Origin of the sequence: Chryseobacterium sp. MEBOG06 (assembly GCF_021869765.1) — a bacterium.
Taxonomy (GTDB): Bacteria; Bacteroidota; Bacteroidia; order Flavobacteriales; family Weeksellaceae; genus Chryseobacterium.
Genome location: NZ_CP084580.1, coordinates 3,568,818 through 3,583,603, shown reverse-complemented (window position 1 = coordinate 3,583,603; position 14,786 = coordinate 3,568,818). Strand labels below are relative to the sequence as shown.

At 38.8% G+C, this 14,786-nt stretch carries 7 protein-coding genes; 2 read left to right on the top strand and 5 right to left on the bottom strand.

Translation table 11 applies throughout. The features are described from left to right. Positions 1–31: 31 nt before the first annotated feature. Positions 32–1,045, bottom strand: a complete 1,014-nt coding sequence (gene glsA, locus LF887_RS16445) for a glutaminase A (protein WP_236855340.1) — start codon at positions 1,043–1,045, stop codon at positions 32–34. Positions 1,046–1,268: 223 nt separating this feature from the next. Then, positions 1,269–2,483: a BamA/TamA family outer membrane protein gene (locus LF887_RS16440; RefSeq protein WP_236855339.1), complete on the bottom strand. Its 1,215-nt coding sequence runs from the start codon at positions 2,481–2,483 to the stop codon at positions 1,269–1,271. Positions 2,484–3,102: 619 nt separating this feature from the next. On the opposite strand from LF887_RS16440, the gene LF887_RS16435 reads away from it, so the two are divergent. Beyond that, on the top strand, positions 3,103–7,974 hold the full coding sequence (locus tag LF887_RS16435) for a PKD domain-containing protein (RefSeq protein ID WP_236855338.1): 4,872 nt from the start codon (positions 3,103–3,105) through the stop codon (positions 7,972–7,974). 71 nt (positions 7,975–8,045) lie between these two features. Continuing rightward, positions 8,046–9,911 (top strand): T9SS type A sorting domain-containing protein, encoded by a 1,866-nt coding sequence (locus LF887_RS16430; RefSeq protein WP_236855337.1) that lies wholly within the window; start codon positions 8,046–8,048, stop codon positions 9,909–9,911. Positions 9,912–9,992: 81 nt separating this feature from the next. On the opposite strand, the gene LF887_RS16425 is transcribed toward LF887_RS16430, so the two are convergent. Genes LF887_RS16425 through LF887_RS16415 form a run of 3 tightly spaced genes read right to left on the bottom strand, consistent with a single transcriptional unit; the run spans position 9,993 to position 14,758 of the window. After that, complete coding sequence (locus LF887_RS16425; protein WP_236855336.1) at positions 9,993–11,024, bottom strand: YncE family protein; 1,032 nt, start codon at positions 11,022–11,024, stop codon at positions 9,993–9,995. A gap of 30 nt (positions 11,025–11,054) precedes the next feature. Beyond that, a complete protein-coding gene (locus tag LF887_RS16420; RefSeq protein WP_236855335.1) occupies positions 11,055–11,834 on the bottom strand; it encodes a phosphatase PAP2 family protein in 780 nt (259 codons plus the stop codon). After that, complete coding sequence (locus tag LF887_RS16415) at positions 11,831–14,758, bottom strand: efflux RND transporter permease subunit (protein ID WP_236855334.1); 2,928 nt, start codon at positions 14,756–14,758, stop codon at positions 11,831–11,833. The genes LF887_RS16420 and LF887_RS16415 overlap by 4 nt, the downstream gene beginning before the upstream one ends. Positions 14,759–14,786 lie beyond the last annotated feature (28 nt).

Sequence of the window (14,786 nt, the reverse complement as noted above, 5' to 3'; positions counted from 1 at the left end):
TTTGAAAATCTTTTAATATTGAACCTGGTCTTTAAAACAGGCTTAGATTATATTGTTTCACAAGATCTAAAATTATATGGTATCCAACCAATGAATTTCCATGCTGATCCAGAGATGGACTGAAAACGCCTATTCCCATTTTTCCGGGAACGCTTACTGTAATTCCTCCTCCAACACCGGATTTACTTGGCAAGCCTACCATACGTGAATATTCTCCGCTGAATTCATACATTCCGGCAGTTAACATTTGAGATTCTATTAATTGGGCAACTTCTGCATTTTTATATTTGGAATCTCCGTCAAATCTTACACACTGATTGGCAAAGAAATATCCTATTTTGGCAAGATCTTCCGCCGTAAGTTCGATGGAGCATTGTTTGAAATAGTTATCCAGCTGATCTTCGTTACCGGTAATCAACCCATTGTTTTTCATCAGGTAAAACATTCCACGGTTACGGTGTCCTGTAGATTTTTCAGATTCGTAAACAGATTTATTGTATTCGATGGATTGATTTTTGGTAATATACCGTACCATATCCAAAACTTTAAGAAACGGTTTTTCGCCTTCTCCTGAAATTAAAGAAGTGGTAAGAATGGCTCCTGCGTTCATCATTGGATTCAGCGGTTTGCCTGTTGTTTCAAGGTTTGAGAAATGATTGAAAGGTTTATCAGATCCAAAATATCCTATTTTATCAAAAACATTGGCTTCACCTCTTTCGTTGACAGCGATCATCAATGCAATAATTTTGGAGATGCTCTGCATTGTGAATTTTTTTTGTATATCTCCGGTACTGAATATTTTCCCATTTTTGTCCACTACTGAAAAAGCAATGGCTTTAGCATCCATTTTCCCCAGTTCAGGAATATAGTCAGCAACTTTCCCCTGTGTATAATATGCTCTGTTTTTCTCCATGATACCGTTTAATATTTTTTCAGAAATGGTAGAGATATCTGCGGTTTTCTGAGCATAAACTAAAGTGTTGAAGGAAAGGAAAGCAGTAATGGCAAAGCCTTTTGCGGAAAATAAAATGCTGTTTTTTTTCATATAAAAAAGTATTCGGATACAATGTTTTTTGATTAACCTTAAAAAAACAAAGATAAAGTATTTCATGTTCGTTGGCAATTGTCCCGTGATATTCATTTCAGAATAGCTTTTTGAAAGATTTACTTACAGGTCCGACCGTACTGTAACGATTGTCATAAAGCAGAAGTAGAGCATGAACTGATTTCCTAATATAGCTAATAAGTGAAGTTGTATATAAAATGGACTAAAATACTTCTCCAATATTTGCGAAAAAGCCATGAGAGTTATTTTGACCGAAGCCGTAGTCTATAGCTAAGTTGGTGCTGCTGTGCTTGTTCAGTTTAATTCGTAATCCGACTCCGTACCCGAAAAGAAGTTTTTTGTATTCATCAGAAAGATCTGCAGAGAAGGATTGTACATTCGCAAAAACTACGCCTCCTAATAATCCGTTTCTGGTAATTCCAAAGCGGTATTCATTTTCATAATAATACATATTTTTGCCCCGAAATCTGCTTTGTATATAGCCCCGCCCCATATTGTTCTGATCGTCCCATCCTGTGCTGGGAAGCATAAGGTAAGGAGGAATTGTTTTACTGGTAGTGAGCCATGCAAATCCCCAAAATGCGAGAGTATTTTCCGAGTTTGCGGGGAAACGGACGTATTTTCTGGCGTCTATCTGAAGTGAGGACCAGTTGGACTGGCTGCCGAGAAATGTAAAATTGGGACGGTAAGTAATGCTTAAATACTCACCGTTCTGAGGATTGATCTGATTGAGTCTGTTATCATATAATGCTTTTACAGCCAGCCCTGAAGCTCTTTCAGAAGTTTTTAAATCCCGTGAGAGAATATGATTGATTCTTTTCCCTAATGAATCCGTAATTTTAATGCTCCAGAACTGGTCATAGTAAATACCACCCCCCACATAAAAATCTTTTAGCGCTTTAAACATAATAGACTGATGCAGCTTTATATATTTAAAGTTGACGGTGTACGCTGTATTGGAGTTGGCTTCTATTGAAATTCTTTTACCTCCTAAGCCGTATACTTCTGAGGGATAGTTGAGGTACTTGAAATCACTGATGAAATTGATTTTGTTTTCCCTTGTCCAGATATTGGCATATAGGGGGAAAATAGTCTGTTTATATTGTGAATAGGTATAGCTTGTGGTGATGTTGGAGATTTTCTGACCTTTGGAATTTTGCTGGTAAAATCCAATATTACCACTTACAACACCGGCAAATCCAGTCTGTAAAGTATAACCTGCGGCCGGAATCAGGGACCAGTTAAATTTTTTTCCTGCCCGGATTGTATCTCCATTGTTTTTTTTATGCAGTATTCTGTGAAGAATATCTACCACATCTTTTTGTTGTACTCCCTCTTGGGGAAAGTGTCTGATAGGGAAAGGGTTGGCTGGCTTTGGGCCATGCAGAGAAAAGGAAAGATGATAATAAGAAAACAAATGAAGTTTTTTTTCATTGTTATGGGTTTATTATAACAATATTACATATAAATTCTTAGGTGTACGTAAATAATTTAATGGCTTCTTTTTTTTATTCTGTCTTTTTCAGTGACTAATCTTGTGAGGTGTTCTGTAATTTTAGTTTAAAAAATTTAATTCAGCTGCTTTTATGGTAAGATTACAAATTACAAGGCGAAACGGCAGTGTTCAGCTTCTCTTGTGGCTTCTTTTTTCTTAATCTCAATTTCCTATAAAATCCTACTTTACAAGTTTAAAAAACGGTTAGTTTTATATCCTGAATCTGGTATTTTGGTTATGGATTATATTCTTGTTTATATCAATAATGATTAAAATAATAAACATTGATAGGTTTATTTGTTTATTTTTTACTTCAATTTTTCCTAAAAATGGCTTAAAATTCACTTTTTATTGTTAAAAATGAATGTGAAGCTGAATTTTATAGATAACTATAATGTGGGTGAAATAACACATAATGATGGATTTTGTTATATTGTTGATATTTAGCTATTAATTCATTGATTATTTTCACTATTAAATGATTTTTGTGTTATTTTTTTTACTAATTTGGAAAAAAATTAATAACACTTTTTTAATAACTATGAAAAACAACACCTACTTTAGTAGGCAGCACATCTTCAGATGGCTCCTGCTATGTTGGCTTTTAGTGCCGTGGGCATTACAAGCACAAACTCGAATTACATGGAACTCCCAAGTCGGATGTCAGGAATTTAGGGGCGAAAAAGAAGGCCCCGATGGTAATGGAATAGCCAGTTCCTACATCGATTCTTCTCAATGCCTCCGGGTCTGTGAACAGAGTATTGTGACCTATACAGTAAACGGTCAGAATATTTCCAATGTACAATGGACTGTTTCTGGAGGAAGTGTCTCACCAACAGGTCCAGGAAATACCCAGGCAATAGTCAATTGGGGTTCTGCAGGTAATGGCTCTATACAGGCTACTATTACTTACAGCGACGGAACTGTTGAAAATCAGACGATGTGTATCGAAAAGATCAATAGTCCGGTAGCAAAATTTGAACTGTTAAATCTGGATTCTTCCGTATGTAAAAATACACCGGTTTACTTTGATAACCTGTCTTACCAAAACGGAGGGACAGATATTGTCAATTATTTCTGGGAATTTGGGGACGGAACAACTTCCACGGCTTTTGAACCATCTCATGCTTATACAGACTCAGGCGTTTATACGATAAAATTAACCGTGACAAACAAATGTGGATGTTCAAGTTCTGTGAAGAAGGAGATTAACGTAAATAAAGCACCTCCTGTGCAGATCAACTGTGCTTCTGTAGTATGTGAAGGAAGCCTTGAAAAATACAGTGTACAGGATGGATGTAAACAAGGTCAATGGAAAGTAATTGGCGGAACTATTGTAAGTAACAATGGTAACGAAATCGAAGTAAAATGGGATCAGGTAGATCCTGCTGACGGCTTTGGTTATGTGATGTTCTTATCAGAATGTGCTTGCCCTGAATGGACAACTGTTAAAATTCCGGTGATTTTATCTAAGGTAATAATCAAAGGAGAACCTGTAGTATGTGCCAACAAGCAATATACTTATGCAGTTCCTCAGTGGCCGACTACTGATGTGAAATGGAGCTTGTCAGGTCCTGCAGGGGGGCAGCTAAATTACAATCAGCAGAGAAATGAAGTTCTTTTCAGTGCAACTCAGGCGGGAACTTACAGTCTTAAAGCTAATTATTTCAACACGTGGATGTCATGTGAAGGAATGGGTGTCATTGATATCGTTGTAGAAGAGCCTGTGACTGTAGTAAATACAGGATCAGAAGAGATCTGTGCAGGAGAAAGCCAGTCATTTACAACGACTCCGAATGTACCTGTTATCTGGAAAGTAACAACAGGAAGTTCTGTATATACATCACCTCCAACAACAGGGGTGTTCACGTATACTTTTGCTACTGCAGGTACTTATACGGTTACAGCCACCAAACAAAACGGAGGCTGCGAAAGTAAGGGAGTACAAATAAAAGTATCTCCGATTCCTGCTGCTCCTACAGGATCAATAACAGGTGAGAGCAGAGTATGTCCTGGAGTTCCTTATGTTTACACACTTAGCTCAGTGGATCCAGGAATGATCCCGGTATGGGAAGTTTCTAACGGAACTATTCAGGGAAGTAATACAGGAGCTTCAGTAACTGTTATCTTTAATTCCGGATTTGTTGCACTTACTGTGCGTAACAGAACAACCGATGGTGCGGGATGTCTTTCAAACCCAAGACTTATTAAGCTGAAAGAATTAACGCTTACGGGAATTACCATGAACGCTAACCCGGGACCTTTCTGCCCAAGCAGTATGCAGTCTTTCAGCGTAAATCTAGGTGGAATTACTCCTGATTCAATAGAATGGAGTCTTGGAAATCCTGGCTTTGGTAGTGTTGTATCCGGTCAGGGAACTGCAAATATCAATGTTAATTTTAACGAAATTTCAGGATCTAACAATACAACAACTCTGAATGTGAAAATAGTGAAATGCGGAATGACAAAAAATATAAGTATTCCGATTTCATTACTGACTCTCCCAGTTGTTAATTTTACTAATGTTGGAAGTATTTGTTTAGGGTCAGATTTGCATTTTACCATTAATCAGGGGACAATTACTTCAGCGCCTGGGGGGGTTAAGTTTACCTTTACCAATGGTTCAACTTATCCTGCGAATTTTGACGCAACAGGAAATTATACGATTCCAAATAATGGATATATCCAGAATAATACAGGAGGTAATATTTCTCAAACCGTAACAGTAACTTATTATGGAACAAACGGGTGTAATTACGCACCTACAGCAAGTGCCAATTTTGTGATATTCCCTGAGACGATTATTACGGTTTCTCCGGTATATAATATCGCTGTATGTGATCCTGCTTCTATGGCTCCATATACTCTTACAGCTAACAGTTCTACAGGACTTACAAATACAACCGGCTGGCAGTGGTATAAAAATGGAGTACAAATACCGTTAGCTACTACCAATAGCTATACTATTGCAGGAGCTAATGCGTTAGGTATTTATAAAGTAAGAGCAACAGATCAGAATGGTTGTGTTGTTTATTCACAAGAGATCAAAGTAGTACAGTCTTGCCCAAGCAATAGCAGCTGTACAGCAGATCCTCAGATCAACTTCAGTCCGAAATGGACAGGTTGTAATACGATTAGTGTTACCAATTTAAGTTATATCGGAACTCCGGATGAAATTCAATGGGTTTCTGATAGTGTACTTACTTTAGCGTCTGCTCAGGGGGCTCCTACTGCTACGTATTCAACTACGCTTGCGGGTGCACATATTGTTTTTGTACGTCTTAGATATGGTACGTGCTGGTATTCAAGAGGAATAGAAGTAAGAAAGAACTACGAGCCTAAATTTAATGTAGGTATAGTTTGTAATGGAAATAACTATAATGTTACTCTTTATAATACTTCTACTGTATTTGAAGCTACGGGACCTATCACGTATACGTTTAACGGAGGAGGACAGCCTCAGTCAGGACAGACTGCTACTTACAACAATTTGGCACCGGGTACTTATACCTTCACATTGATCATGACTTCACCAGGCTTGCCAACATGTACTGTTTCGAAGACTGTTACATTGGCTCCGCCTCCAAGTCTGAATTTTGTAATTCCGGCAGTAGCATGTTCAGGAGAAGTAATCAATCTGGTTGCTCCGGGGTATAATCCGGCTAATACTTATACATGGTACTTTGGTAATAGTTCTATCATTGCTTCAGGAGCTAGTACACCGGTAGCAATTGTAGGAGCTGGAAATACTACTATAAAATTGAGAATTAAGACTGCCCAAGGGTGTTTTTATGACTCTGCATTTGCCCCAATTGTTATAAAAGGTACAAACTTTAGCGGAAGCATTATTCCTCCAGCTGCTGTTGCATGTATTGGGAATAATCCGGTAGTTACTTTTGTTCCGACAGGGGTCGCTCCTTCTGGTTATATCTGGATGAACGGAGCCCAGCCTGTAGCAGGAGCACCAAGTTCTGCCAGCTTCACTCCGACTCAGTCTGGTAGTTACTGGCCGGTATTGGTGTCAGCAGACGGATGTAAGACTGAATTTATGAGTGAGCAGCCAGTTTCTGTGACACTTAAGAGCCTTCCATATGTTAATATTTCAGGAAAAGCAAATATCTGCTCAGGATCCTCAACGATTCTTACAGGTATTGTAACTGATAATACATTACAGTATCAATGGAAGAAGAATGGGGTATTAGCATCACCGGCATGGAGTGCTGGTCCTTATCCTATTGCCTTTAATACAGGAACTTTAACTACAGGTACATATGTCTTTACTCTTGAGGTCAGAACACCTGGAGCATCAGGTTGTGTTAGTTCTAAAAACTTTACTGTTACAGTAAGTAATCCGCCATCAGCAGTTACAATTTCGTATGCTATGCAGAGCTGCCAGCCTTATGAAGTTAAATTAACGGCATCAGGACCAGCATCAGGAGATTATAACTGGAGTAACGGAATGACAGGCCAGTCTATTGTAGTAAATGAAGGCGGTGCTTATCAGGTTATTTACACGGCACCAAGCGGTTGTAAAGTAAGCCATACAGTAGAAGTGCCATTGAGTCTTGAAAGTCTTATGTGGGTATTCCCTACAGGATGTTATGATAACTGCTATAGAAAAGGATATGTATTGGGACCAAAAGGATTGTTTGATCACTACGAATGGCAACTGTTCAGCAACAGTATTCAAAGTGGAAACAATAGCTTCATCAATCCGCTTTATCCTGGAACACCTGGAACTTATCAGTTACAGATCAATCAATTTGGATGTCAGTATATCTCAGGTGCAATGAACTACTTCCCTGGTAAAGAATGTGGAGTAGAAACAGATTGTAAATTGAAAGCTGACTTTAAACCTATGAAATGGGATGGTGATCATTATAATATATATGGTGCTATTCATAATGGCGGATCTCAGGCTATAACTCTTACAATTTCCAGTGTAAATGGATACGGAAGCTATATTCCATCCATGATCACTATTCCTGCAGGAGGTACATATGACCTGAGTTCAAATCCATTAGCATTCTACCCGAATCCTAACTTCCAGGGCGTTGATGAAATTTTATTATTCAATGAAACTTGTAAGTTTAGTACCAAAGTAGTAGATCCTTATTGGATGAGTAGTAAGCAAGCGAATAGAGGAGTGACTACAACTTCAGTTTCTTCGCTGAAAATGATACCAAATCCTGCGAAGGAAAAAGTGAAAATCTCGTATAATACGGGCGATGAAAATTTACAGGCAAAACAGGTTACGGTTTTTGATGCCATAGGCAATGTCAAATTCCGCAAAGAACTGAAAGCGGCTTCCGGAGAGGTAGACGTGGAAGTTTCAAACTGGCTGCAAGGTGTTTACATTGTCATTGTACAAACGGGAGACACATCATTACAAGGAAAACTAATTAAGAATTAGTAACTTATAAGACAGTGTTCTCTTCGGAGAGCACTGTTTTTTTATAATATGTGATAACTAAATGAATTTTTATGATACAATTTAAAAACAAACTGTATGGATTGCTTCTGATGTTGCCGGTATTATCTTTTAGCCAGACCTACCAGTGGCAATGGGGAAAACAAGCAGGTGGAGCAACAGGTTCTGCAGACCCTGGATTTAATTATAAATCTGATGAATCAATCCGGGATATTGTTGTGGATAGCAATAATAACACTTATTATCTGACTACAGTATGGGCACAGGATCAAAATCTGAACGGAACCTCAGTTCAGAACTACGGACTTCGTGATCTTCTTCTTTTTTCTACTGACTGCCAGGGAAATATAAGATGGTCAAGAACTATAGGAGGGACCGGGACTGGAGAAAATGCCTGGCATATTGAGGTAGATAATAACGGAGGGTTGTATATAATGGCTACGCTTTATAATGCAGCAGATGCCAATAATCCTAATGCAATTCCTATACGCCTGGATGATAATAATTCCATCCCGGCATATAACTATGTAGATGCAGTTACTCCAGATCCTGGATTTAAGTCTGCTTATTTACTAAAATATAAGACGTCTGATGGTACATTGGCATGGAGTAAATCTTTGCAGGGAGATGTTACATATCTTGGACGAATTTGTGATGTTCAAATGATGTATATGGACTCTTCCAAAAATATCCATTCTATTATGGGCTTTAGAGCCGGAAGTCATTTAAATGGAATGATCACAGTACCTTCCACCTATACTTCAGACTATAAGTATTATATGGTGAAATTCAATTATGATAATGGTAATATGACCCCTTCTACAGTACTGCCTCTTCCTATCACAGGAGGTCTAAGTACGGGCATTGATAACGGAAAAGTAAATTTGTTATATGATGAAACTCTGAACCGTTATTATCTTGCGGGAAGAAGGATGTACGGAGATTTTGGTAGTAATTATGAAGATCTCTCCTATAATAATGTCCCTTTTACGAAAGATGGGTATTTATTGGCTTTTGATGGAAGCACTGGAGCAGAAGTGTGGCGGAAAGAACTGGATGGTAACTGGCAGGGGGTTATAGATAACGAAATTCATTCTGTTATCAAAGAACCTGGCTCCTCAGATATTTATATTTCAGGCCGTTATTATACAGGAACTGTGGCAGGTACTTTTGGCAATTATACCTTCCCTTTACCGCCTTACGAGGGCCAGGTGCCTTTTGTGATGAGACTTGGTGCTGATGGTGCTGTAAAATGGGCTAAGATTGCTGATGGAATAACCACTTATGGGGGATATCGTTTTGTAAAAGGTCAAATTGCCATTAACGGAAACGAGGTGGCCTTTGCCAAAGGAAGCTGGAATGATATTTGGGGTAATTATTCTATGGTACGCCCGAATGGAGACAGAGCAGATCCTCTGCTGGTACGTCTTAATAAAACTACTGGAGCTGTAATAGCAGCAGAAGACATTCTTAGTAATGTTGGTTCTCAGGATGAGTTTACGGCTATTGCTGTAGATAATGATGGAAATTATATATTGGGAGGCCTTTTTCATGATCAGTTATTTACTGATCCTAATGATGGGGTTGCTACTATGGGAGTTAATGTTCTGGGCGGAAAATCTCAATCTTTTTTTACAAAGTATGCTAAATCAGCTTGCAGCCAGATGTCCGTAGAGGAAACTGCTGCTCAGGCCGGTATACAGTTATATCCGAATCCTGTACAGGATGTTCTTACGATAAGAAGTAAAGATCCGTTGGTTTCTTATGAGATCTACGCTGCAACAGGACAATTAATCAAGCAGGGAAATCTAAGTATGATGCAGGAGAAAATAGCATTATCCTCTCTTCAGACAGGAGTATATTACATAAAACTTAAAACCAAATCTTCTACAGTAACAGAGAAAATACTTAAGAAGTAAAAAATAAGACTGAAAACTAATAACATTATAAAAAACAGTACTTTCTTTTGATAGTACTGTTTTTTTATGATTTAATTATTTTTAAGGTTTGCCAGTTCCTGCTATCCCTACTTCCAGTACCTGAAATGTTCCGGGTAATATTGCGGCTCTTCCTCTGCTGTCTTTTTCTTTTGTACTAAAATCAGCAGTGGGAAGATAAAGATGATGAGTGGAGGGATCCAAAGCTATGGTACGTGCTCCTTTTTTAGTTTCAATATTAGGAAGAGAGGTGTACTGATTGGCATGGTCCTGATGGACCACAGAAATAGTTCCTTCCCCATTTGATGTATAAATAGTATTAGACGCAGAATCAAATACAACTCCATCAGAGCCTTCTCCAATAGATGTTTTTTTGATCACTTTTCCTGTATTGGAATCCAAAATAACCAGCATTTTGTCACAGGTGCTGAAGAGTCTGTTGGTTTTGGTATCTATAGCAAGTCCGGAAGGTTCCTCTTCCTTATCCAGATCCCAATGATGCAGGACGGTAAAAGTCTTCACATCAATAACAGCCACTTCATTTTTATCTTCAATATTAACAAATATTCTCCCTTTATTGTCGCTCACGGCAGTTTCCGGTTTTCCGCCAACATCTATGGTCCTGATAACGGCATTGGTTTGAGGATCAATAATACTTACATCATTACTTTTTCCATTACAGACAATTAATTTTTTTGAAAAAATTTCATAGAATATTGCATCCGGATTTTTACCGGTAGGAATTTCACTGATGACCTTGCTGGTGTGAGTATCGAATACTTTTACCATATCCAGTTTACCACAGGAAATATAACCTTTGTTGGTGTCCGGGACAAAAGCTATACCATGAACTCCATTGGTATCTGTAATTTCAGCAACAGGGGAGCCTGTTACTTTATCGATGATATTTACCCGGCTGCCATGACTTACATACAGACGGTTATTTTGAGGATTGAGGGATAAATAGTCCCAACCGCTGCCATCTCCACCGATTTGCAATGTTTTGAGAACTTTCAATGGATTATGATTTTGAGCATAAATGTTGAAAGATAGTGTAAGAAATACAGCGGTGAGTGAAATGGATTTTATTCTCATAGTTGAATGGGTTTTTAAATTGGAAAAAGATTAAAATTGTTTTACCAGGCCAATAGAAAATTGCTTATTGCTGTAGCCCGGAAATATAAAAGCCTGATTTTTTTTGTTTTTACCGCCAATGTGAATCTTATCATAAAGCCAGTAAGATAGAGTAGTAGAAAGGATACCTACCCCAGCTCCGGCAGCCACATCACCCAGCCAGTGTTTGTTGTTGTACATTCTGAGGATTCCCGTTCCCGTAGCAACGGCATAGCCTGCAACGCCTATCCATGGTGAAACATTCCAGTATTCCCTGCGCAGAAATTCGGCAGAAGCAAAGGCGATAGCAGTATGTCCCGAAGGAAAAGACTGATTATTGCTTCCGTCAGGTCTTTCCTGGCGGGTCAATCTCTTTGTGGGAATAACAATAGCTGTAGAAATTCCTATAGACATTGCATATACAATCAGTTCTTTTTTTATGGAACTTTCCCCTTTTATACCAAATGCCTGAAGAGCAAAAACGGCAGCGCCAGGCAGAAACTGAGTATAATTGTCAATTGTGGTACGGAAGGTCGGATGATCCTCCATTATTTCATTTCGGGTATCGAAGTTGACCTTTTTAAACCATTTGGTCTCTGTAGCCAATACTCCATACGTAATCAATGCACCCGGAATAATAAACTGCCTGGCTTTTAGTTTGAAAGGCGCCTGTAAACTGTCTCTGACAGTAGCATTAGTAGTAATGGCAGCACTATCTTTTGCTGAGGTAAGAAGGCTGTCGTTTTGTGCGGATATTGCAAAAGGCAATAGAAAGAAGATTAGAAATTTCATTCTTCAGTTTTTTTTAATTGAATTTTGTTTAATAAGGTTGGAAAGACAATCAGTAAAAGAGGCAGGGCAATCAGAAAACCACCGATAACCGCAATGGCTAAAGGCTGATGCATCTGAGCACCCGTTCCAACTCCTAATGCGAGGGGCATTAAAGCAATGATCGCTCCTAATGCAGTCATTAATTTTGGACGGAGCCTTGTACTGATCGCATATATAATAGCCTGTTCTCTACTTTTGGAAGCCAGGCTCTCATGAAATTGCAGATAAGTGAAAATGGCATTTTCCCCAATGATTCCCACCATCATAATCAATCCTGTGTAGCTTCCCACATTCAAAGGAGTACTGGTGAGGTACAAAAGAAATATTCCTCCGGATATCCCCAGAACGGAAATAAATAAAATAAGAAGGGCCACCGTAATATTTCTGAACAGGAAAAGCATCACAGAAAATACAAGCAGACAAGAAATTCCCAGAATAATAAGAAGTTCCCGGAAAGATTGCTGCTGTTCCGCATAAGCACCGCCATAAACAATGGAGTAACCTGCCGGAAGCCTGATCTTCTGATCCAGTTGTTTTTGAATCTCTTTAATAGTACCTCCAAGGTCCCCGTTATCCAATCTTGCGGTTACAATTCCAAGCGTCTGAAGATCTTCTCTGTTTACCTCTGCAGAACCACTGGTAATATTTACATTAGCAAATTCACTTAACGGTTTTAATGTTCCGTCAGGTAAAGAAATCATGCTGTTGTTGATCTCATTAAGAGACTGATTGGTTTTGCTGTTGTACAGCAGCCGGATAGGAGTAAACTGAACCTGGTCAAAGATATTTCCTGCAACATTCCCATCCAGGTTGGCCTGAAGCTGACTCTGAAAATCCGGCAATGCAATTTTATACTGAGCTAAAACAGGAAGTTTTGGAGTAATAATCATTGAAGGGCCTGCAATGACAATTCCGTCAAATACGTCGGCAGTACCATTCACCTTTCCTACAATGTCAGCTACCTTTTTCGAGTAATTTTCAATAACTTTCTGATCAGCACCAAAAATTTTAATCTCAATAGGCTGTACACTGCTCATGAGATCACCCAGCATATCTGAAATCACCTGTCCGAAATCAACCGTTAAAGGAAGTCCTGAAGCATCTATTTTTGACCGGATTTCATCGGTAACCTCAGCAGTGGTTTTGCTTCTGTCTTTTTTTAGCTGAATCAGGTAATCACCCGTATTGGGTTCTGTGATAAAAAAGCCCATCTGTGTACCTGTTCTTCTGCTGTAGGCCGCAACTTCAGGATTGGAAACGATTATCTTTTCCACTATTTTCAACTCCCGGTCTGTTTCTTCCAGTGAGGTTCCCGGGGGCGATTTATAGTCCAGAACAATACTGCCTTCATCCATTTCCGGTAAAAATCCTGTACTGATATTAGGTAAAATAAAAGCAGTAACCATAATAAGAAACACAATGAAAATATAACTGAAAAGTGGTTTTCTGATAAAAAATCCAACCCATTTTCGCTCTTTAACATCATGATGCTGCAGGTTTTTTTCTTTTGTTTTTCCGGAAGAAAGGAATAGATAGATTACGGGAAGCAATATCCAGGTGGCAAAGAAAGAACAGATTAAAGTAACAATCATGGTATTCGTCATGACTTTGAAATAAGCTCCGGCAACACCGCTCATCAATATGAAAGGTAAAAATATGACGATTGTACTTAATGAAGAACCCACCATTGCTTTTAGGAGATAATTGATGGCTTTCTGAACCAATGTTCTGGAAGACTCTTCAGGATGTTCTTCGTGGGTACGGTGTATTTGCTCTACCACCACAATGGCATCATCTATAATAAGGCCGATGGCAGCAGCAATGGCTCCTAAAGTCATAATATTAAAAGTCTGCCCAACAGCATAGAGAACCAGCATGGTAAGACTTAATGTAATAGGAATCGTAATCAATATGACAGCACTGGCTTTCCAGGAGCGAAGAAAAATAATGGCAACAATAATCGCCAGTACAAGGCCGATCCATAATGCATCTGTTACACTTTTTATAGAATCATTTACAAAATCTGCCTGTACATAATAAGGTTTTAACACTACATCTTTCGTCAGGGTTTTCTGCAAATCCTCAATTTTGGCATTCATAGCTTTGGTCAGTTCCACTACATTCGCATTGGGCTGCTGAATGACAGCAATGAGGATGCTTTCTTGTCCATTGGCATTAACCTTAATATATTGTTTTGCCTGATGAATATTGATTTCAGCAATATCTCCCAATAAAACAATTCGGTTGCCGTTGTTGCTGATCACCAGATTTTTAAGCTGGTTTTCATTCCGGATCTGTGCATCCGTAAGGGTAAGGTAAAGATATCTGAAATCTGAAGAATATCCATTTGATTTAATAAAATTGGTGGTATTAATTGCCTGTTCAACAGTGGCTGAAGTAATCCCCAGACGGGCCATCATCTGTTGATTCATCAAGACCCGGAACTCTTTATCCTGCCCGCCGATCACTCTTATTTCGCTTACACCGGGAACCTGAGAAAGAAAAGGCTTGATGGTATACAGAGCAAGCTGTTTCAGGGCTATAGGATCTTTAGTATCAGAATTTAAAGAATATCCCATTACCGGAAGAATGGAAGGATTCATCTTTTCTACAGTAATATTGGCTTCCGGAGGCAGCTGATTTCGGACCTCATTGATGCTGCTTTCCACCTGCTGTTTCGCCAGGTCTACATTCACCTTCCAGGACAGGAATGCTGAAATTTCGCAATTCCCTCTGCTGGTTGTACTTTTAAGAATCTCAAGGTCAGGTACTTTTTTTATTGCATTTTCCAATACCTTGGTCACCCCTACAGTCATCTGGCTGACAGGTTGCTGTCCTACGTCTGCGATCACTTTTATTTTCGGGAAAGTGACCTGTGGAAACAAAGCAGACTGTATTTGCGTATAGGAATAA